Here is a 19,755-nt window from a genome sequence, read left to right as displayed (position 1 = left end):
GCGAGAAAGGGCGGCGACACGGCGGCGCGGGACGGCGGCGGCGCGGCGGTCGTCGCTACCGTGTCCGTGTGGCGAAGGCGGGCGGCCTCGGGGGGTGGCGTGGCGGGCTGCTGCTCGCGCTCGTCCTCGTCGTCGCGCTCGCCGCGACCGGAGTGTGGAACCCGTTCCCCGGGATGTGGGACTGGGTGAACCGGAGCCAGCCCATCTCCGAGCCGGACGTGGTCTGGCAGCAGCGCGTCGGCGGCACCCCGCGCAGCGTGACCATCGCCGGCGAGACCGTCGTGGTCGAGCAGCGTACCCGCGTGGAGGCGCGCAGCCTGGCCACCGGCGCCCAGTTGTGGGAGCGCAAGGCCGACTGGGCCGCGGTGGCCGGCGGCGACCGGGACTCCGTCGTCGTCGTGGGCAAGCTGCTGGTCAAGGGCTACGAGGTGCTGGACCCGACGACCGGCGCCACCCGGCGGCGCAACGGCGACGCGGTGGCCGTCTGGACGTACCGCAACATGCTGCTCGACGCCCGCTGCGTCGAGGCCACCGACTGCACGGTGAGCGCCTGGGACGCGCGCGGCACCGCCCCGCTCTGGACGGCCTTCGTGCCCGGGGTGCGCAGCGGGCTGCTCGGCGACAACCCGGGGCTGCTCGACACCCGCCGGCTCGACGCCGTCCGCATCGACGACGAGGTGGCCGGCCCGGAGCCCGTACCGCCGCTGCTCGGCTTCCCCATCGACGGCCGGGTGCACGTCCTCGACACCGCCACCGGGCGGGTGCTCCAGGACGTCGAGCCCGGCCGCGACGAACGGCTGTCCGTGGTCGGCGGCCGGCTGTTGCGGATCACCGCCCGCTCCCAGGACGGCACCTGCTACTTCGCCATCTCCGGCCGGGACGCGGCGACCGGCCAGGAGACGTGGCAGCGGGCCGGGATCAACCTGCGAACCGCCGACAACGCCGGCTGCGTGCAGCGGGAGGACCCGCACGGCGCGCGCAACGTGCTGATCGGGGTGGCCCCGGACGCCCGCGAGGCGGTCCTCGACGGCTACGACGGGCGGCTGCTGCTGGTCACCTCCGCCGGGGAGAAGCTGCTCGCGGTCGACGACCGGTACGCCCTGGTCCGGCCGGCCGACAAGCGCGCGGTGGTCGGCCGGGAGCTGGGCGCCGGGCGCGTCCGGTGGACCCGCCCGACCGGGCCGAAGGCCGGCGCGGCGCTCACCCCGTACGCGGCCGTGATCGCCGACGAGAAGCCGTCCCGGCTGATGGCGCTGGACCCGCGTACCGGGCGGGAACTGGCGAGCCTGCGCACCTCCGCGAACGCCCTCGCGGTCGGCCCGAGCGGCATGATCATCGGCGAGGGGCGGGAGATCGGCTACGTCCGCTTCGGCGGCGCGCGGGGCGCCCCCGTCCCGCCGCGCGACGGCGGCGTACCCGGTCCCGGCGGCACGGCGGGCGTACCCGGGCCGGAGGACAGCTGCGGCCCGAAGCGGGAGCTGTGCCCCGGGTGAGAGCGACGTCCCAGGACCCACCCGGCGGGTGGGACTGATCGACCCTTCTGCCCTAGGCTTTCCGCTCATGAGCAGTGCCGCCGCGTTCTCGTACGCTCCCTTGCTGCCGACCGGCCCGGACCAGACGGAATACCGCCTGGTCACCGACGAGGGCGTCGACGTCGTCAACGGGCCGGGGGGTCGCCGGTTCCTCACCGTGGAGCCGACCGCGCTCACCGCGCTGACCGCCGAGGCGATGCACGACATCGCGCACTACCTGCGCCCCGCGCACCTGGCCCAGCTGCGGGCGATCATCGACGATCCGGCGGCCTCGCCGAACGACCGGTTCGTCGCGCTCGACCTGCTGCGCAACGCCAACATCGCGGCCGGCGGCGTGCTGCCGATGTGCCAGGACACCGGCACCGCCATCGTGATGGGCAAGCGCGGCCGGCACGTGCTCACCGACGGCAGCGACGCCGAGGCCGTCTCGCGCGGCGTCTACCAGGCCTACACCCGGCTCAACCTGCGCTACTCGCAGCTCGCCCCGCTGACCATGTGGGAGGAGCGCAACACCGGCAGCAACCTGCCGGCCCAGGTCGAGCTCTACGCGGAGGACCCGGACGGGCAGCCCGACGCGTACAAGTTCCTCTTCATGGCCAAGGGCGGCGGCTCGGCGAACAAGTCGTACCTCTACCAGGAGACCAAGGCGCTGCTGAACCCCACGCGGATGATGCAGTTCCTGGAGGAGAAGCTGCGGCTGATCGGCACCGCCGCCTGCCCGCCCTACCACCTCGCCATCGTCATCGGCGGCACCTCCGCCGAGTACGCCCTGAAGACCGCCAAGTACGCCAGCGCCAAGTACCTCGACGCGCTGCCCACCTCCGGCTCGATGACCGCGCACGGCTTCCGCGACCTGGAGCTGGAGGCGGAGGTGCTGGAGCTGACCCGCAACTTCGGCATCGGCGCGCAGTTCGGCGGGCGCTACTTCTGCCACGACGTGCGGGTGGTCCGGCTGCCCCGGCACGGCGCCTCCTGCCCGGTGGCGATCGCCGTCTCCTGCTCGGCCGACCGGCAGGCGGTCGCCAAGATCACCCCGTCGGGCGTGTGGCTGGAGCGGCTCGAGACCGACCCGGCGCGCTTCCTGCCCGACGTCACCGACGAGACGCTCGACGCGTCCGAGGTGGTCCGCGTCGACCTCAACCGGCCGATGGACGAGATCCGCGCCGAGCTGTCGAAGTACCCGGTGAAGACCCGGCTGTCGCTGACCGGCCCGCTCGTGGTGGCCCGCGACATCGCGCACGCCAAGATCGCGGAGCGGCTGGACGCCGGTGAGCCGATGCCGCAGTACCTGCGCGACCACGCGGTCTACTACGCCGGCCCCGCCAAGACCCCGGAGGGCTACGCGTCCGGCTCGTTCGGTCCGACCACCGCTGGCCGGATGGACGCGTACGTGGAGAAGTTCCAGGCCGCGGGCGGCTCGCAGGTCATGCTCGCCAAGGGCAACCGTTCCGCCCAGGTCACCCGCTCCTGCCAGCAGCACGGCGGCTTCTACCTCGGCTCGATCGGCGGCCCGGCCGCCCGGCTCGCGCAGGACTGCATCAAGCACGTCGAGGTCCTCGAATACGCGGAGCTGGGCATGGAGGCGGTCTGGAAGATCGAGGTCGAGGACTTCCCGGCCTTCATCGTGGTCGACGACAAGGGCAACGACTTCTTCGCCGAGGTCACCAAGCCGGTGCTGACCGTCGGTCGCCGCTGATCCACGCGTACGCGAAGGGGCGCCGGGCCACTGCCCGGCGCCCCTCGTCGTCTTCCTACGTCAGCTCGCCCGGCTGACGTAGAACGTGCCGCTGAAGGTCTCCGACACGGTCCCGTCGCCGGTCCGCGTGTAGACGGTGACCCGGCGGATTCCGGCGGTCATGGGGGTGTAAGCCACCGACGCCGACCCGTCGGCGCCCGCCGCGACCGTCTCGGCCGGGCGGCCGTCGAGGGAGTAGACGAACTCCGTCACCCCGGGCATGCCGGCCTCGAAGACGAACGTTCCCGGCGTGCCGGCGACCGCCCCCTGGAACTTGTTGATCGGGTACTCGACCGAGCTGACCGTGGGCTTGGTCGCCAGGTGGAACCGGTAGCTGCCCTCGCCGGACGGCAGGTCACCGGCCGTCCGGCTGCGCACGTACACGGTGGTGTAGCCCGGCTTCGCCGGCGTGATCGTGACCGTGGCCGTGCCGTCAACGGCCGCCGGCACGGTCTGCTCCGGCCCGTCGTCGAGCCGGTACGTGTACTCGACGACGTCCTCCATGCGGGGCGCGAACGTCAGGGTGCGCGGCTGGCCGTACCCGGCCGTCGGGTTGGCGTCGGTGATCGTCGGGCTGGTGGTGCGCACCCGGAACACGTAGCTCGTGGCGGGGGAGCGGTTGCCCGCGAGGTCCATCGCCTCGACGGTGAGCGTCCTGGGTCCGTCCCGGTCCGGGGCGATGGTGACGGCCGCCGAGCCGCCCGGCGCGTCGGCCGCCACCTCGGTCGTCGGCTGCCCGGACAGGCTGTAGCGGAACTTCACCGTGTCGGTGTCGCCGCCGGCCGAGAAGGTGAACTGGCCCGGGATGCCGGGACCGCCGTACCAGCCGTCGTCGGCCGGGTAGTCCGTGGAGCTGACCGTCGGCGGGGTGGGGCTGGTGGTGTCGACGGTGAACCGGCACTCCGCCGACCAGGCGGAGGTGTTGCCGACCCCGTCCGTGGCGCGGACGGCGAAGGCGTACCTCCCGTCGGTCATCTGACCGGCCGGAACGTCGTACCGGAAGATCGACCCGGCGGCCTTGGCCGGGGATGTCCACTCGGTCCGCATGGTGGGGTCGTCCACCGGCCACCAGGCAAAGGTGGCGGTCACCGGCTCGGTGTTCGACGGTGCCGCGTCCGGGTCGGTGACCTTCGCCGCCAGGTACGGCGTGGTCGTGCCGATCTGTAACTCGCAGGCGTACGGGTACCCGTTGATTCCCAGCTCGGTCGGTACGTCCGGCGGCGTGTTCGCCTCGATGGAGATGCCGAGTTCCCTGATCCAGCGGCCGTAGGGCAGCTTGCTCTCGTGGTGGCCGGCGATCCGTGTCATGAAGGTGATCGAGGTCTGTCCGGCCTCGACCGCCTGCCGTACCGCCTCGGTGAGCAGCACTTCCAGCTGGCCCTGACAAGGAGCGCTCGGCGCGATGTCAGCGACCTTCTCTCGAACCGTCGGTGACGTCTCCCAGGTCGGTGCGCTGGTCGGTACGTCGGTCCGCCACAGCTCGATCTCGCGTGGCTTCGAGCAGTCGTTGACCGCCGTCTCCTCGGTGACACCGAGGGCACGGATGATGTGCTTGCCCTGGAACGGAGCAAGGTTGTAGGTGAAGTAGGCCCGCGAGGTGTGTTTGTCGTCGCCGGACTTCCAGGTGCCGACCGGCACGGTGCCGTCGGTCTCCACAGTGGCGGTCGACGGCTGGTGGGCGTCGGTCCAACTGCCGCTGGTCGGCAGGATGAACCGGCTCGGCCCGGCGGTTGCCGGCGCGGCCGTCACGACCAGGACGCTGGTGGCGGTGAGCAGGGCGGCGAGGCCGGTGGCCAGGAGCCGGCGCGGAGCGCGCTTGCGGCGTACGGCGGGCACGCCGGTGGAACCCCGTTCTTCGTGCAAGGTGAAAGGCCCTCCGATGGGAGTGGAGTCGATTCCACGATCCTAGGCGTGTGACCACGCGGAACGCGCTCCACTTTCGAGCGCCCGGTACGAGCAGGCCCGGGCGTTGGACGGGATCGCCCGCTGCCTCCGGGCGGACGACCCGGCTGCGGCCCGGTCGCACTGGACCCGGGCGCTCGCGTTGTTCCGGCAGATGGAGGCACCGGAGCGGCACGAGGTTTCCCGGATGCTGGCCGAGCTGCGCTGACCCGGCTCGCCGCGATCATCTGCACGTCGGCGCGCGGCGCGGCAGGATGGTACGCGTGACGACTCCAGAGGCGACGGGTTACCGGATCGAACGCGACTCGATGGGCGAGGTGGAGGTGCCCGCCGAGGCGCTGTGGCGGGCGCAGACCCAGCGTGCGGTGCAGAACTTCCCGATCTCCGGCCGGGGCATCGAGCCGGCCCAGATCCGGGCGCTGGCCCAGATCAAGGGGGCGGCGGCCGAGGTCAACGGCGAGTTGGGCGTGATCGACGCGAACGTGGCCGCGGCCATCGCCGCCGCCGCCGCGCACGTGGCCGACGGCGGCTACGACGACCAGTTCCCGATCGACGTGTTCCAGACCGGTTCCGGCACGTCGTCGAACATGAACACCAACGAGGTCATCGCCACGCTGGCCAGCCGGGAGCTGGGCCGGGACGTGCACCCGAACGACGATGTGAACGCCTCGCAGTCCAGCAACGACGTCTTCCCGTCCTCGATCCACCTGGCCGCCACCGAGGCCGTCGCGCGGGACCTGCTGCCCGCGCTGGCCCACCTGGCGGAGGCGCTGGAGGGCAAGGCGGCGGAGTTCGAGACCGTGGTGAAGGCCGGGCGTACGCACCTGATGGACGCCACCCCGGTCACCCTCGGGCAGGAGTTCGGCGGGTACGCCGCCCAGGTCCGCTACGGCATCGAGCGGTTGGAGGGGGCACTGCCCCGGCTGGCCGAGCTGCCGCTGGGCGGCACGGCGGTGGGCACCGGCATCAACACCCCGCTCGGCTTCGCCGCGAAGGTCATCGAGAAGCTGCGTGGCTCGACCGGGCTGCCGCTGACCGAGGCGCGCAACCACTTCGAGGCGCAGGGCGCCCGGGACGCGCTGGTGGAGACCTCCGGGCAGCTGCGTACGGTCGCCGTCGGTCTCTACAAGATCGCCAACGACATCCGCTGGATGGGCTCCGGCCCCCGCGCCGGCCTGCGCGAGCTGCGCATCCCCGACCTCCAGCCCGGCTCGTCGATCATGCCGGGCAAGGTCAACCCGGTGGTCGCCGAGGCGGTGCGGCAGGTCTGCGCCCAGGTCATCGGCAACGACGCCGCCGTCGGTTTCGCCGGCTCCCAGGGCGACTTCGAGCTGAACGTCATGCTCCCCGTTATGGGCCGCAACCTGCTGGAGTCGGTCCGCCTGCTCGCCGCGTCGAGCCGGCTCTTCGCCGACCGACTGGTGGTCGGCCTGGTCGCGGACGCCGAGGTCTGCCTGGCGTACGCGGAGGGCTCGCCGTCGATCGTCACCCCGCTCAACCGCTACCTCGGGTACGACGAGGCCGCCTCCATCGCCAAGGAGGCACTGGCGAAGCAGGTATCGATCCGCGAGGTGGTCGTCTCCCGGGGGCACGTCGACTCGGGCAGGCTGAGCGAGACCCAGCTCGACGAGGCACTCGACCTGCTCCGGATGACCCACCCCTGACCGCGCGCCCGGTGCCGCCGGCTGGTCCGGCCCGGTGGGGTTCGGCACGTCGGCGGCGCTGCGGAAGGCGATGCCGGCGGGGCCGGGCCGAGGCGAGCTGGCGGCGACCTTGATGCCCAGCGGGGCATGCTGCCGCGAGCCTTTGGAGCTGAATCGTCTACGACATCACGGCCCTCGCGTCGCCGACGTGTGGTGCCGTCCGGTGTGCTCTCGCCCTCGGCGCCTGTTGTCGATCCAGCGTGAGTCGTCTGCGACATCAGTTCCACAGGTCGGGGCAGCCGGTCCCGGGCCGTGCCGTAGCCGCCCTCCCACTTGAGCGCGGCGGCGACCATGTCGTCGATGTCGCTGACGAGTCCCCGCTTTCGGTTCAGCGCCCGTCCGCGGCCTTGCGGGCGCGGTAGGCGGTGACGGCGGCGCGGTTGCCGCAGCCCGCGTCGCAGAACCGTCGGGACCGGTTCTTGGACAGGTCGACCAGCACGTTCTCGCAGTCCGGGTGGTCGCAGATCCGCAGCCGGCGCAGCTCGCCGGTGCGTACGAGATCCGCCAGCGCCATCGCCGCCTCGACGGCCATCCGGGTCGCCAGCGGCGCGTCCCGCGGCACGGCGTGGATGTGGTACGGCTCGTCGTCGTGCGTGATGAGCTGGGGCAGCGCGTCGTTTTCGCGCAGCAGCCCGTTGACGATGGCGACGATCCCCTCGGTGTCGGCGTACCAGAGGCGGCGCAGCCGGGGTCGGAGGTCGCGTACCGCCCGCAGTTCGTCCTCGCTGTGCTCGTGCCGCCCGCTGTAGGTGTGGGCGACGAAGAACGCGTCCAGGGCGGCGACGTCGGGCAGGCCCTCACCGGCGCGGCCGTCGGTGTTGACCAGCGCGGCCACGGCAGTCAGGGAACATTCCGTGTCATGGGTGAAGAGCAACTTGACTCCTGTCGTGGCGCCCGCCTAGCGTCATGAGCATAGTGGCAGTTTACCAATGACAGTGGGAGTGGATCGATGCGTCAACCACCCGCCGCCGGGCTCGGTCTCGGCCTCGCCCTGCTCTCCGCAGTCACCTTCGCCACGTCCGGCACGTTCGCCCGGTCCCTCATCGACGCCGGCTGGTCGGCCGAAGCCGCCGTGGCCGCCCGGGTCGGCGTCGCCGCGTTGGTCGTGGCGGTCCCGGCCGTGCTGTCCCTGCGCGGCAGGTGGGGTGTGCTGCGCCGCAACCTCGCCGCGATCGGCGTGTTCGGGCTGCTCGGGGTCGCCACGGCCCAGGTCTGCTTCTTCAACGCGGTCCGCTACCTGCCGGTCGGCGTCGCGCTGCTGCTGGAGTACCTCGGGATCGTCCTGGTGGTGGGCTGGATGTGGCTGGTCCACCGGCAGCGTCCCCGCCGGCTGACCGTCGTCGGCTCGGTGGCGGCCCTCGCCGGCCTGTTCTTCGTCCTGGACCTGACCGGCGCCGGCGGGCTCGACCCGGTGGGCGTGCTCTGGGGGCTCGGGGCGGCGGTCGGCCTCGCCGGCTACTTCGTGCTCGCGGGGCGGGTCGACGAGGAGTTGCCCTCGGTGGCCATGGCCAGCGGCGGCATGGCCGTCGGAGCCGCCATCCTGCTGCTGCTCGGCGCGGTCGGCGCGCTGCCGCTGCGGGTGTCCCTCGGCGAGGTCACCTTCGCCGGGCAGCGCACCAGTTGGCTGGTGCCGGTGATCGGGCTGTCGCTGGTCGCCGCCGTGGTCGCGTACCTCGCCGGGATCGCCGGCACCCGGATCCTCGGCGCCCGGCTGTCGTCGTTCGTCGGGCTGACCGAGGTGATGTTCGCCGTGCTGATCGCCTGGCTGGTGCTGGGCGAACTGCCCACCGTGGTGCAACTGCTCGGCGGCGCTCTGATCGTCGCCGGTGTCGCCCTGGTGCGCGTCGACGAGCTGCGCGCTCCCCGTGCTGACGACCCGCGGCCGGAGGTCGCCGAGCCCGCCCTGCCGTGACTCGAACGGGCCGTCCGACGGCGCCCACCACGGATGAAAGACAGATTCACGCCACAGCCGACGTTGCTATGGCGGAAAGTGCCGCGGTGTTGTCTGATGGCTGCCACGTCCCTCAACGAGAGGATCCGATGTGGTGAGCAAGCGCTTCACCGCCGGTGCCGTCGCGTCCGCGACGGCGCTGGCACTTGCGGTGACAGGCATGAGCGTGCCGGCCAGCGCCGAGCCGAGCAGTGCCCGTACCTTCACCGTCGTCGCCGAGGACGGCGTCTCGGCGGACGCCGCGATCGCCGCCATCCGGTCGGCCGGCGGCACGGTGGTCTCCCGCTCCGACGACGTCGGCATGTTCCGGGTGACCAGCGACCGGGCCGACTTCGCGACGAAGGCCACCGCCGCGACCGCGCTGATCGGCGCCACCGAGCAGAGGGCCATCGGCCGCAAGCCCAAGCTGGACCGGGTCGAGCAGGAGCACCTGCTGGCCGCCGCTGCGGCCAAGGGCGCGGGCGCCAAGCGTGGCAAGAAGATGGATCCGCTGGACGACAAGCTCTGGGGCCTGGAGATGATCCGGGCGGACCAGGCCCGCAAGGTCGAGCCGGGCGACCGCCGGGTCACCGTCGGCGTGCTGGACACCGGCGTCGACGCCAGCAACCCCGACATCGCGCCGAACTTCAACTGGGCGCTGTCCCGCAACTTCGCCCCGGACATGGTGGACGTCGACGGCCCGTGCGAGGTGGCGAGCTGCCTCGACCCGGTCGGCACCGACGACGGCGGGCACGGCACCCACGTGGCCGGCACGATCGGCGCCGCCGCAAACGGCTTCGGCCTCTCCGGCGTCGCCCCGAACATCTCCCTGGTCGAGCTCAAGGGCGGCCAGGACTCCGGCTACTTCTTCCTGGAGCCGGTGGTCAACAGCCTGCTGCACGCCGGCAAGGTCGGCCTGGACGTGGTCAACATGTCCTTCTACGTCGACCCCTGGCTCTACAACTGCACCGCCAACCCGGCCGACTCCCCCGAGGACCAGGCCGAGCAGCGGGCCACCATCAAGGCCATGAAGCGGGCGCTGAACTTCGCCCACGACCGGGGCGTCACGCTGGTCGGCGCGCTGGGCAACAACCACGAGGACCTGGGCGCCCCGCGCACCGACGTGTCGAGCCCGGACTACGGCGACACCGCGCCCTACCCGCGCGAGATCGACAACGACAGCTGCTGGGACCTGCCCACCGAGGGCCCCAACGTGATCAGCGTGTCGGCGGTCGGGCCGTCGGGCAAGAAGTCGGACTTCTCGAACTACGGCACCGAGCAGACCGCCGTGGCGGCACCCGGCGGCTGGTTCCGTGACGGCTTCGGCACGGACACCTTCCGCACCGACGCCAACATGATCCTCTCGACGTACCCGAAGAAGGTGCTCCAGGAGGAGGGCTCGGTCGACGCGAACGGCAACATCGTCGCCGGGTTCGAGGAGACGGTCTTCAAGCAGTGCAAGGCCAACGGTGAGTGCGGGTACTACACCTACCTGCAGGGCACCTCCATGGCGGCCCCGCACGCCTCCGGCGTCGCCGCGCTGATCGTCAGCAAGCACGGCAAGAAGGAGCGGCACGGCGGCTTCGGCATGGCGCCGAAGCTGGTGGAGCAGCACCTCTACCGGACGGCGGCCGAGCACGCCTGCCCGGAGCCGCGCCTGCAGTCGTACGCCAACGAGGGCCGGGACGCCGAGTTCGACGCCTACTGCGCCGGAGGGCTGAACTTCAACGGCTTCTACGGTTACGGCATCGTCGACGCGTACGCGGCGGTGAAGACCCCGCTCAAGCCCAACGCCCGCCCGTAGGGCAGGACGGCAGGGGCCCGGCCGACTCGTTCGGCCGGGCCCCTCGCATGTCCGGCGGTGGGCGGCCGACCCGCCGGAGGGTGGCGGGAGCGCCCCGGTCACTGGCGCCAGCCCCGGGCCCCGAGCGCGGCGCGAACCTCGCGCAGGACACCGGGGAAGTCCTGACGCAGTCGCCTGCCGGTCACGGGCAGCACGAGCCAGCCGGCACCGACCAGTGTGGCGATCCGGTCGAGGTGCCCGCCGCCGGCCTCGGCGTGCTGCCCGTCCTGGGCGACGGCGACGCGGTACGCCGGCCACGCCAGGTCGACGTGCAGCACCAGCCCGGAGGCGACCCGGACGGGGTGCCGGGCGGCGGGGCGCGGCAGCCCGGCCAGCACCAGCCGCACCCGCAACTCGGACTCGGCCGGCGACCGGGCGCCCGGATCCGCCAACCCGAACACCCAGCGCGCCCGGCGGCCGCCGGGCCGGTCGGCGTTGCGGTCGGCGACGTCGGCGAGGGCCTCGCGGCTGGTCGACCCCTGCCGGAGCAGCGAGTCGACGATGCCGACCGCACGGAGCGGTTCCAACCAGACCGCCGTCTCCCACGCCGCCGAGGTCGGATCCGTGGCGACCGGCACGCCGGCGGTCCGCAGGTCCGCCACCCGCAGGCCGCCCGGGGACGGGCGGACCGCGGTGCGCCGGCTGCCCGAGGGCTGACGGACCGCCGGGCCGCCTTCAGGCTGACGGATCGCCGTGCTCGGGCGGCCGTCGGGCGGGCGGGCTGCCGTGCTCAGGCTTCCAGCGGCCGGGCGGACCGGGACGTCCCGGTGGACGGCGGGCTGGCGGACCGCGACGCCCAGGCCGTCCGAGGGCCGGCCGAACGCCGTGCCCAGGCTTCCAGCGGGCTGGCCGACCGCCGGGCCCGGACCGCCGCCAGCCTTTCGGGACCGGGCGGATGCATACGACGGCGAGGTGGCCGGGCCCGTGGAGTGCACGCGCAGGCCCCGCTGCGGGCCGAGGCGCATCGTCCTGGGAACGAGGACGTGCACGTCGTCGGCGAAGGAGGCGGCGTGCTCGACGCCGTGCAGGTAGGCCGCCGAAGGGCCGGCGACGACCGCCTCGGGCGGCAGCCGCAGGGCGGCGGCCCGGCAGGCCAGGGCGTGGTCCCGGTCCAGCCGGGCGTCGGCGTAGACGTCGTGGCGCAGGCGCAGCCAGGCCGAGCTGCGCAGCTGGTGCTCGGTGACCAGTCCCTGTCGGATCGCGTCTGAGCCGCGGAAGACCTGCCAGGCCAGAACGCCGGGCCGGTGCGGTGGAGGTGGCATGTGGGCAGCGTGCCCGCCGTCCGGTCCCGCCCGACAGCCCTGTGGACAACCGGGGCCGCCCCGAGGAATGCCGACTGTGGACAACCGGCACGGCGGGGCGCGGATGTGGTAGGGCACCCGTCCGCGCCCGAGGGCGGGCGGTGGCTCGGAAAGGGCCGGGGGCTCCGAACAGGGCGGTGGCTCAGGGCAGAGTGACGGCTCAGGAGAGGGCGGTGGCGATGGCGGTGGCGGCGGTGAGGACCTGCGCGCCGACCACCTCGGCGTCCAGCGGGGCCAGCGCCACCACCCCGACGCTCGCCTCCAGGCCCGGCACGCCGAGCACCGGGGCGGCCACGCCGTACGCCCCGGATTGCAGTTCCCCGGCGGTGCTCACCGGGCCGGCGGCGCCCGCCCGGCCGGCGAGGATGGCCCGCCCGGCCGCCCCGCGCTCCAGCGGGTGCCGCGCCCCCGTCCGGTACGCGACGTGGAACGACGTCCAGCTCGGCTCGACCACGACGAGCGCGACCCCCTCGCCGCCCTCGACCACCGTCAGGTGGGCGGTCGCGCCGGCCTGCTCCGCGAGGCGGCGCAGCGCGGGCAGCGCCCCCTCGGCGAGCAGCGGCTGGGCCCGCCGGGCCAGGTGCAGCACCCCGGCGCCGAGGCGCAGGCGGCCCTCGCCGTCGCGGCGCAGCATGCCGTGCGCGGCGAGCGCGCCGACCAGCCGGTACACCGCCGCCCGGCCGACGCCCAACCGGTTCGCCGCCTCGGTGACCGTCAGCCCGCCCGGCGCGTCGGCGACCAGGTGCAGCAGTCGCAGCCCCCGGTCCAGGGTCTGCGCCGTCTCCCCGCCCCGCGCCGTCGTCTCCACGCCCAGCAGCGTACGACCCGGCTCCGGACAACTCAGGAATGCGGGGACGGCTACCCTTGTACGGTGACGCTACGCCTGTATGACACCGCCACCCGATCGGTGCGGGACTTCGTCCCGCGGGAAGCCGGCAAGGTGGGGGTCTACCTGTGTGGTCTCACCCTCCAGGCCCCGCCGCACATCGGTCACCTTCGCTCCGGCGTCAACTACGACGTGCTGCGCCGCTGGCTGCTCGCCGCCGGCTACGAGGTCACCTTCATCCGCAACGTGACCGACATCGACGACAAGATCCTGGTCAAGGCGATGGAGCGGGGCCAGCCCTTCTGGTCGATCGCGTACGCCAACGAGCTGATCCTGGCCGAGTCCTACCGGGCGCTCAACGTGCTGCCCCCGACGTACGAGCCGCGGGCCACCGGGCACATCCCGGAGATGCACGAGCTGATCGCCAAGCTCATCGCCGACGGGCACGCCTACCCGGCCACCGACGACTCCGGCGACGTCTACTTCGACGTCTGCTCCTGGCCGGCATACGGATCCCTGTCGGGGCAGTCGCCGGACGCGATGCAGTCGGCCGGGGACGCGCCCGACCGGGGCAAGCGCGACCCGCGCGACTTCGCGCTCTGGAAGGGCGCCAAGCCCGACGAGCCGGCGGACGCCTACTGGCCGTCGCCGTGGGGGCGTGGCCGGCCGGGCTGGCACATCGAGTGCTCGGCGATGTGCCGGCGGTACCTCGGCGCCGAGTTCGACATCCACGGTGGCGGACTGGACCTCACCTTCCCCCACCACGAGAACGAGATCGCCCAGTCGCAGGCCGCCGGGCTGCCGTTCGCCCGCTACTGGGTGCACCACGGGCTGCTCAGCATCGGCGGCGCCAAGATGGGCAAGTCGCTCGGCAACGCCCTCGACCTGACGTACGTCGACTCGCTCGGGGTGCGCCCGGTGGAGCTGCGTTACTACTACGCCGCCGCGCACTACCGGTCCCGGATCGACTACTCGGAGGACGCGCTGCGCGAGGCCGCCGTCGCGTACCGCCGGATCGAGGGCTTCGTGCAGCGGGCCGTCGAGCGCGTCGGCGCCGGCCAGCTCGGCGAGCTGCCGGGCGCGTTCGCGGCGGCCATGGACGACGACCTGAACACCTCCGCCGCGTTCGCCGTCCTGCATGAGGTGGTTCGCGACGGCAACACCGCGCTGACCGGCGGCGACGATGTGACCGTCCGCACGGCGCTGGCCTCCGCGCGCGCCATGCTGGATATCCTCGGGGTCGACCCCCTCGACCCGGCGTGGACCGGTGGCGGCCGCACGGACGACCTGCGCGGCGTGGTGGACTCGCTGGTCGCGCTGGCCCTGGAGCAGCGCGCACAGGCCCGCGGTCGCAAGGACTGGGCCGCCGCCGACGCCGTACGCGACCAGCTCAAGCAAGCCGGCGTGGTGGTCGAGGACACCCCCCAGGGCCCCCGTTGGACTATTGGAGAGCAGGACTGATGGCCGGCAACTCGCAGCGCCGTGGCCGGCGTCTGACGCCGAAGGCGGGAGCCCCGAAGGGCTCCGGTGGCAAGAACAAGGACTCCCTCGCCGGGCGGGGCAAGACCCTGCCCGCCGACGAGCGGCCCTGGCACAAGGCCTACTCGGGCACCGAGAAGCTGCCCCAGCGCACCGCCTGGAAGCAGGACAAGGAGCGCCGGGCGGCGGCCGAGGAGGGGCGCGCCCCCAAGATCGGCCAGCCGGGCAGCAAGGACACCACCTGGGGCAAGGGCGGTGGCCGGGGCGTGCCGACCGGCGGCGGGCGCGGTACGGGCGGCCGGGGCGCCAGGCCCACCGGTCGCGGTGGCCCCCGGGTCGCGCCGGGCCGCAAGTCCAACCCGTCCAAGGACACGCCGGAGCTGCTGGTCGGGCGCAACCCGGTGCTGGAGTCGCTGCGCGCCCAGGTGCCGGCGACCGCGCTCTACACCGCCCAGGGCATCGACGCCGACGACCGGATCAACGAGATCGTCCGGACGGCCGCCGACCGGGGCATCGCGATCCTGGAGGTCAGCCGGGCCGAGCTGGACCGGATGACCGGCGGCGTGCTGCACCAGGGCATCGGACTCCAGGTGCCGGCGTTCGCGTACGAGCCCTTCGAGGACCTCGTCGCGGCGGCGCTGGAGCAGACCGCCCCGCTGCTGGTGGCGCTGGACGGGGTGACCGACCCGCGCAACCTCGGCGCGGTGATCCGGTCCGCCGCCGCCTTCGGCGCGCAGGGTGTCTTCGTACCGGAGCGGCGGGCGGCCGGGATCACCGCGACCGCCTGGCGGACCAGCGCCGGTGCGGCGGCGCGGGTACCGGTCGCCCAGGTGACCAACCTGACCCGGTCGCTGAAGGCCTGTCAGGACGCCGGCTTCCTCGTGGTGGGCCTGGACGCCGACGGCGAGACCGACCTCTACGACCTGGAGGCCGCCGTCGGCCCGCTGGTCGTGGTGGTCGGCTCCGAGGGTCGGGGGCTCTCCCGGCTGGTCGGCGAGACCTGCGACCTGACGGTCAGCATCCCGATGGTCTCCGACGTCGAGTCGCTCAACGCCAGCGTCGCCGCGGCCGTCACCCTCGCCGAGGTGGCGCGCCGCCGGGCCGCCGAGGGCTGATCCACAGACACGAAGAAGGGGCGGTCCGCCGATGGCGGGCCGCCCCTTCGCCTGTCCGGGGGCCTTCAGCCGGAGACGACGATGGGGGCGCCCGCCGATCGGCGGGCACCCCCATCTCGTCGTACGTCAGATGCGGTGGCCGGTGCTCGCGTTGAAGACGTGGCTGCGGCCCTCGCGCGGCTTGACGAACACGGTGTCGCCCATGTTCGGCATGGTGCGCCGGTCGGTACGGACCACGAAGCGCTCGTTGCTGCCCTCGAGCGCGGCGTGGCCGTAGATGTTGGCGTCCGAGCCGAGGTCCTCGACCAGCTCGACGACGACGGGCATGCCGCCCTCGGTCGGGCTGACCAGGTCGCAGTCCTCGGGGCGGAAGCCGACGGTCACCTTGTTGTCGCCGCCGTCGGCGCGGGCCGCCTCGACCTGCTCACGGGTGAGCGGGATGTGGAGGTCGGCGAAGGCGGCGCCCCGCTCGTTCAGCGGCACGGTCTTGATGTTCATGGCGGGGGAGCCCATGAAGCCGGCGACGAAGACGTTGGCCGGGGTGTCGTAGAGCGCCCGCGGGGTGTCCACCTGCTGGAGCTCGCCGTCGAGCATGACCGCCACCCGGTGGCCCATGGTCATGGCCTCGACCTGGTCGTGGGTGACGTAGACGGTGGTGACGCCCAGCTTCGCCTGGAGCGACGCGATCTGGGTACGGGTCTGCACACGCAGCTTCGCGTCGAGGTTCGACAGCGGCTCGTCCATGAGGAAGACCTGCGGCTCGCGGACGATCGCCCGGCCCATGGCCACCCGCTGGCGCTGACCGCCGGAGAGGGCCTTCGGCTTGCGGCCCAGGTACTCCTCCAGCTGGAGCAGCGCCGCCGCCTCCTTGACCCGCCGGTCGATCTCGGCCTTCGAGGTCTTGCGCAGCTTGAGCGCGAACGCCATGTTCTCGTACACCGTCATGTGCGGGTAGAGGGCGTAGTTCTGGAAGACCATCGCGATGTCGCGGGCCTTCGGCGGCAGGTGGGTGACGTCCCGGTCGTCGATGTGGATCGAGCCCTGGTCGACGTCCTCCAGGCCGGCGAGCATGCGCAGGCTGGTGGACTTGCCGCAACCGGAGGGGCCGACCAGGACGAGGAACTCGCCGTCGCCGATCTCCAGGTCGAGCTGGTTGACGGCGGGACGCTCCGTGCCCGGGTAGATCCGGGACGCCTTGGAGTAGGTGACCGTAGCCATGATGGGGTGCTTCCTTTCACCGGCAGGAACGTGCCGGACGATCCGAGTGAAGGAGCGGCCGGCACGGGACGCGCCGGCCCACGGGCAGCCTCTCGGTGATCGAGATGTCGTCCGTGTCACTGCACGGTAAACGGCTTTCCGCCACCTGCCAAGGCGGGGCGCACGGGATGGGACGGACCGCATAGACATTCCGGTCACTCGGGCACGGGCGGACATCAATCGACCGTCAATGTCGGTCCGCCGCAGGAGGGCGGAGACGTTTCCGGTGGTCGGGGGGCCTGCCGCGGCGGAAATCCGGACGTCAGTCGCTATGCTGGCGTCGGCACCACACGCCCCTGTAGCTCAGCTGGCCAGAGCACTCGCCTTGTAAGCGAGATGTCGCCGGTTCGATCCCGGCCGGGGGCTCCAAATTTCATCAGGCATCTCTTGCCGGGCACCGTCGCGAGCCGGCCGGTTGACCGTCGCCGTCGGCGTGCCGTCGGTCTGCGCGGATCTCGCATCAGGGCGTCGTGTCGAAGTGGACCTCCACGTCGTAGATCAGGCGGAGAGGCTTGCCGTTGGTGACGCCGACGAAGACCGGCTCGGCGGCTGGCGTGCGGCCGTGCCGCCAGACCTCGCTGCGGGCGGCGTCCCGGGACTCGTGGTGGTTCTTCCCTGCCCGGTGCAGGGCCAGGACCCGGCGGGCGGTCGTCGGGTCGGTGTCTAGATGGATCCGCATCAGGGGCATGCCCAGGCCTCCTCTGTGGCGCCGTCACCTAACGCGTGTCGAGCAACTTACCACCGTTAAGTCGCCCGAGCACCGTAATAGAGTGGTCGGGTGACCACCAACCGATCCGGCCGGACGCCGCGCGAGGAGCCGGCCGGCCGGCCCGATGCCGTCAGCTCGGTGTGGCTCCGTGCGGAGTCCGCCCGTCCGCGCCGTACGCCGCCGCTGAGCCGGCAACGCATCGTCGACGCCGCAGTGGCCCTGCTCGACGGGCACGGCATGGACGGCCTGACGATGCGTCGCCTCGCCCAGCAACTCGACGTCACGTCCACCGCGCTGTACTGGCACGTGAAGACGAAGGACGACGTGCTCGACCTGGCCGTCGACCAGATCTTCGGCGACGTCCGGCTCCCGCACGAGGTGGGCGACTGGCGGGACGACGTACGCGCGCTGGTCCGGGACTGGCGGACGGCCATCCTCCGGCACCCCTGGGCGGCGAGCCTGATCGGGCGACCCATGCTCGGCCCCAACGTGCTCGCGCGCACCGAGTTCCTCCAGTCGGCACTGGTGCGCGGCGGCTTCTCGGGCCGTCGACTGGCGGTGGCGACCCGCCTGCTCGCCAACTACGTCATCGGCGCCGCGCTCACCGAGGCGACCTGGCGGCGGACCGCTGATCCGCACGCGCGCGGCGAGGCCCGGCGGCACATCACGGCGAATCCCGCCGCCTATCCGACCCTCATCGACTCCGGTCACCTCGACGACGCCCGATGGAGCGACGACGAGCTGTTCGACCAGGGCCTCGACGCGATCCTGGCGACCGCACCGAGGTAGCGGGGTCCGGCGTGACGGCACCCTATGCTGGGCGGTGTGAGCAGGGCGACGGAGGAGTCGAACCGGGCCATGCTGCGCGCCCGGGACGCGATGGACCGCGCGTACGACCAGCCGCTCGACATCCCCGCCCTGGCCCGGATCGCGTACGTCTCCGAGGCGCACTTCATCCGCACCTTCCGGGCGACCTTCGGCGAGACCCCGCACCGCTACCTCCAGCGGCGCCGGGTGGAGCGGGCGATGTACCTGCTGCTGCACACCGGCCGGGACGTCACCGACGTCTGCTACGCGGTCGGCTTCGCCAGCCTGGGCACGTTCAGCCGCACGTTCCGGCAGATCGTCGGGGAGTCGCCGTCGGAGTACCGCCGGCGCAAGGCACCGACCGCCGCCGTGCCGGTGTGCTTCACGAAGGCCTGGACCCGGCCCAGCAGCTTCGGGCAGCAGAGGTCAGTTTTGGATAAGCAGCAGGTCAGGGGAGCCCCGTAGCGTTCCGGGCATGACGATGAACGCGATCAGCCGCTCCCAGATCTACGTGCTCGACCAGGACGAGGCCCTCGACTTCTATGTGGGCAAGCTCGGCCTGGAGGTCAACACCGACCAGGACCTCGGCTTCATGCGCTGGTTGACGGTGAACCTGCCCGGCGACCCGGAGCGCGAGATCCTGCTGGAGAAGCCGGGCCCGCCGGCGCTGGACCCGGCCACCGCCGAGCAGGTCCGTGAGCTGCTCACCAAGGGGGCGCTGGGCGGGTACCTCTTCATGACCACCGACGACGCGCAGAAGACGTACGAGGACCTCGTGGCCAAGGGCGTCGAGATCACCGACGAGCCGATGGAGCGCCCGTACGGGATCGACTTCGGCATCCGCGACCCGTTCGGCAACAAGATCCGCATCGGCCAGATGTTCCCCAGGGGCTGACCTGGCGGCAGGGAGCCATGATCGGGAGGCGTGCCGCCGGTGGCACGCCTCCGATCGCGTACCAGGGGGACGACGTGGGGACCCGCCTGCTCTACCTGGCCCGGCACGGCGAGCAGGACCGTCCGCCGGGCACCCCGCCGGGCCTCGACCCGCCGGAGACCGGCCTGTCCGACCGGGGCCGCCGGCAGGCGACCCTGCTCGGCGAGCGGCTGCGCGGCGTGCCCGTCGACGCCGTCCACCACGGCCCGCTGCGGCGTGCCGTCGAGACCGCCGAGCTGGTCGCGGCGTCGCTGCCCGGGATCGGCGTGTACGCCGCCGAGGAGGTCGGCGACCACCTGCCGCACGACACCGATCCGACCGGCCTGCCGCCCGCGTACGCCCGGCTGTTGGCGGGTTTCTCCCCGGCGGAGCGGGCCGACGGGCCGCGACTGGCGGCGGCGGCCGTGCGGCGGTTCGCCACCGCCCCGGACGACGGCGACCGGCGGGATCTGGTCGTCACGCACACGTTCCTGATCGCCTGGTTCGTCCGGCACGCGCTCGACGCGCCGGAGCGGCGCTGGCTGGGCTTCAACGCGCACCACTGCGGGCTGACGGTGATCCGCTACGGCCCGGGCGGTCCGCCGACGCTGCTCGCGGTCAACGACGTCGCCCATCTGCCGCCGGAGCTGCGCGCCACCGGCCTGCCGGAGGACTACCGGTTCTGACCCCGACCGACGGGCCT

The 19,755-nt window shown here is 72.8% G+C and carries 18 protein-coding genes and 1 tRNA gene; 13 read left to right on the top strand and 6 right to left on the bottom strand.

All coding sequences use genetic code 11. The features are described from left to right. Positions 1–68 precede the first annotated feature (68 nt). Both OG989_RS04935 and OG989_RS04930 read left to right on the top strand, forming a co-directional pair. On the top strand, positions 69–1,493 hold the full coding sequence (locus OG989_RS04935) for an outer membrane protein assembly factor BamB family protein (protein WP_327029811.1): 1,425 nt from the start codon (positions 69–71) through the stop codon (positions 1,491–1,493). A 67-nt stretch (positions 1,494–1,560) separates the two neighbouring features. Beyond that, complete coding sequence (locus OG989_RS04930) at positions 1,561–3,228, top strand: fumarate hydratase (RefSeq protein ID WP_151455297.1); 1,668 nt, start codon at positions 1,561–1,563, stop codon at positions 3,226–3,228. A gap of 60 nt (positions 3,229–3,288) precedes the next feature. Here OG989_RS04930 and OG989_RS04925 read toward each other — a convergent pair whose 3' ends face one another. Beyond that, the gene (locus OG989_RS04925) at positions 3,289–5,103 is read right to left on the bottom strand and encodes a hypothetical protein (RefSeq protein ID WP_327029810.1); all 1,815 of its coding nucleotides are present in this window, start codon (positions 5,101–5,103) and stop codon (positions 3,289–3,291) included. Positions 5,104–5,236: 133 nt separating this feature from the next. Between OG989_RS04925 and OG989_RS04920 the strand changes: the two genes are divergently transcribed. Both OG989_RS04920 and OG989_RS04915 read left to right on the top strand, forming a co-directional pair. After that, entirely contained in the window at positions 5,237–5,377 is a 141-nt protein-coding gene (locus OG989_RS04920) for a hypothetical protein (protein ID WP_327029809.1), read from the top strand. A gap of 46 nt (positions 5,378–5,423) precedes the next feature. Then, on the top strand, positions 5,424–6,833 hold the full coding sequence (locus OG989_RS04915) for a class II fumarate hydratase (protein WP_192581441.1): 1,410 nt from the start codon (positions 5,424–5,426) through the stop codon (positions 6,831–6,833). Positions 6,834–7,200: 367 nt separating this feature from the next. On the opposite strand, the gene OG989_RS04910 is transcribed toward OG989_RS04915, so the two are convergent. Next, positions 7,201–7,746, bottom strand: coding sequence for a CGNR zinc finger domain-containing protein (locus OG989_RS04910; RefSeq protein WP_151455300.1), 546 nt, complete (start codon positions 7,744–7,746; stop codon positions 7,201–7,203). A 75-nt stretch (positions 7,747–7,821) separates the two neighbouring features. Here OG989_RS04910 and OG989_RS04905 point away from each other — a divergent pair, with 75 nt between their 5' ends. Both OG989_RS04905 and OG989_RS04900 read left to right on the top strand, forming a co-directional pair. Further along, entirely contained in the window at positions 7,822–8,784 is a 963-nt protein-coding gene (locus OG989_RS04905) for an EamA family transporter (RefSeq protein WP_151455301.1), read from the top strand. 133 nt (positions 8,785–8,917) lie between these two features. Then, positions 8,918–10,606, top strand: a complete 1,689-nt coding sequence (locus OG989_RS04900; protein ID WP_327029808.1) for a S8 family serine peptidase — start codon at positions 8,918–8,920, stop codon at positions 10,604–10,606. Between the two features lie 98 nt (positions 10,607–10,704). Here OG989_RS04900 and OG989_RS04895 read toward each other — a convergent pair whose 3' ends face one another. Next, entirely contained in the window at positions 10,705–11,907 is a 1,203-nt protein-coding gene (locus OG989_RS04895) for a hypothetical protein (protein WP_327029807.1), read from the bottom strand. A 199-nt stretch (positions 11,908–12,106) separates the two neighbouring features. Then, positions 12,107–12,754, bottom strand: coding sequence for an IclR family transcriptional regulator (locus tag OG989_RS04890; protein WP_151455303.1), 648 nt, complete (start codon positions 12,752–12,754; stop codon positions 12,107–12,109). 63 nt (positions 12,755–12,817) lie between these two features. Between OG989_RS04890 and cysS the strand changes: the two genes are divergently transcribed. Next, the gene (gene cysS, locus OG989_RS04885) at positions 12,818–14,233 is read left to right on the top strand and encodes a cysteine--tRNA ligase (RefSeq protein ID WP_311411704.1); all 1,416 of its coding nucleotides are present in this window, start codon (positions 12,818–12,820) and stop codon (positions 14,231–14,233) included. Next, positions 14,233–15,366, top strand: coding sequence for a 23S rRNA (guanosine(2251)-2'-O)-methyltransferase RlmB (gene rlmB / locus OG989_RS04880; protein ID WP_151455305.1), 1,134 nt, complete (start codon positions 14,233–14,235; stop codon positions 15,364–15,366). Before cysS ends, rlmB begins: the two co-directional genes overlap by 1 nt. A 126-nt stretch (positions 15,367–15,492) precedes the next feature. Here the strand turns inward: rlmB and OG989_RS04875 are convergent, their stop codons facing one another. Further along, positions 15,493–16,584 carry an ABC transporter ATP-binding protein gene (locus OG989_RS04875; RefSeq protein ID WP_151455306.1) on the bottom strand — a complete coding sequence of 364 codons (1,092 nt, stop codon included), beginning with the start codon at positions 16,582–16,584 and terminating at the stop codon, positions 15,493–15,495. Between the two features lie 331 nt (positions 16,585–16,915). Between OG989_RS04875 and OG989_RS04870 the strand changes: the two genes are divergently transcribed. Continuing rightward, positions 16,916–16,992, top strand: a tRNA-Thr gene (locus OG989_RS04870). A 91-nt stretch (positions 16,993–17,083) separates the two neighbouring features. Here OG989_RS04870 and OG989_RS04865 read toward each other — a convergent pair. Continuing rightward, complete coding sequence (locus OG989_RS04865; protein WP_151455307.1) at positions 17,084–17,311, bottom strand: hypothetical protein; 228 nt, start codon at positions 17,309–17,311, stop codon at positions 17,084–17,086. A 90-nt stretch (positions 17,312–17,401) separates the two neighbouring features. Here OG989_RS04865 and OG989_RS04860 point away from each other — a divergent pair, with 90 nt between their 5' ends. From OG989_RS04860 to OG989_RS04845, 4 genes are read left to right on the top strand one after another with little or no spacing between them, the layout of a single operon-like run. Beyond that, entirely contained in the window at positions 17,402–18,121 is a 720-nt protein-coding gene (locus OG989_RS04860) for a TetR/AcrR family transcriptional regulator C-terminal domain-containing protein (protein ID WP_225852270.1), read from the top strand. A gap of 36 nt (positions 18,122–18,157) precedes the next feature. After that, on the top strand, positions 18,158–18,604 hold the full coding sequence (locus OG989_RS04855; RefSeq protein ID WP_327029806.1) for an AraC family transcriptional regulator: 447 nt from the start codon (positions 18,158–18,160) through the stop codon (positions 18,602–18,604). 10 nt (positions 18,605–18,614) lie between these two features. Beyond that, positions 18,615–19,034, top strand: a complete 420-nt coding sequence (locus tag OG989_RS04850; protein WP_151455308.1) for a VOC family protein — start codon at positions 18,615–18,617, stop codon at positions 19,032–19,034. A 17-nt stretch (positions 19,035–19,051) separates the two neighbouring features. Further along, complete coding sequence (locus OG989_RS04845) at positions 19,052–19,738, top strand: histidine phosphatase family protein (RefSeq protein WP_327029805.1); 687 nt, start codon at positions 19,052–19,054, stop codon at positions 19,736–19,738. Positions 19,739–19,755: the final 17 nt, after the last annotated feature.

This window comes from Micromonospora sp. NBC_01740 (assembly GCF_035920365.1).
GTDB classification, from domain to species: Bacteria; Actinomycetota; Actinomycetes; order Mycobacteriales; family Micromonosporaceae; genus Micromonospora; species Micromonospora reichwaldensis.
This window is presented reverse-complemented; position numbering and strand designations above follow the sequence as displayed.

Excerpts from the sequence above, each read along its gene's own strand:
- OG989_RS04930 (WP_151455297.1), top strand. The coding sequence starts at position 1,561 with ATGAGCAGTGCCGCCGCGTTCTCGTACGCTCCCTTGCTGCCGACCGGC.
- OG989_RS04915 (WP_192581441.1), top strand. The coding sequence starts at position 5,424 with ATGGTACGCGTGACGACTCCAGAGGCGACGGGTTACCGGATCGAACGC.
- OG989_RS04905 (WP_151455301.1), top strand. The coding sequence starts at position 7,822 with ATGCGTCAACCACCCGCCGCCGGGCTCGGTCTCGGCCTCGCCCTGCTC.
- OG989_RS04895 (WP_327029807.1), bottom strand. The coding sequence starts at position 11,907 with ATGCCACCTCCACCGCACCGGCCCGGCGTTCTGGCCTGGCAGGTCTTC.
- rlmB (WP_151455305.1), top strand. The coding sequence starts at position 14,233 with ATGGCCGGCAACTCGCAGCGCCGTGGCCGGCGTCTGACGCCGAAGGCG.
- OG989_RS04875 (WP_151455306.1), bottom strand. The coding sequence starts at position 16,584 with ATGGCTACGGTCACCTACTCCAAGGCGTCCCGGATCTACCCGGGCACG.
- OG989_RS04865 (WP_151455307.1), bottom strand. The coding sequence starts at position 17,311 with ATGCCCCTGATGCGGATCCATCTAGACACCGACCCGACGACCGCCCGC.
- OG989_RS04850 (WP_151455308.1), top strand. The coding sequence starts at position 18,615 with ATGACGATGAACGCGATCAGCCGCTCCCAGATCTACGTGCTCGACCAG.
- OG989_RS04845 (WP_327029805.1), top strand. The coding sequence starts at position 19,052 with ATGATCGGGAGGCGTGCCGCCGGTGGCACGCCTCCGATCGCGTACCAG.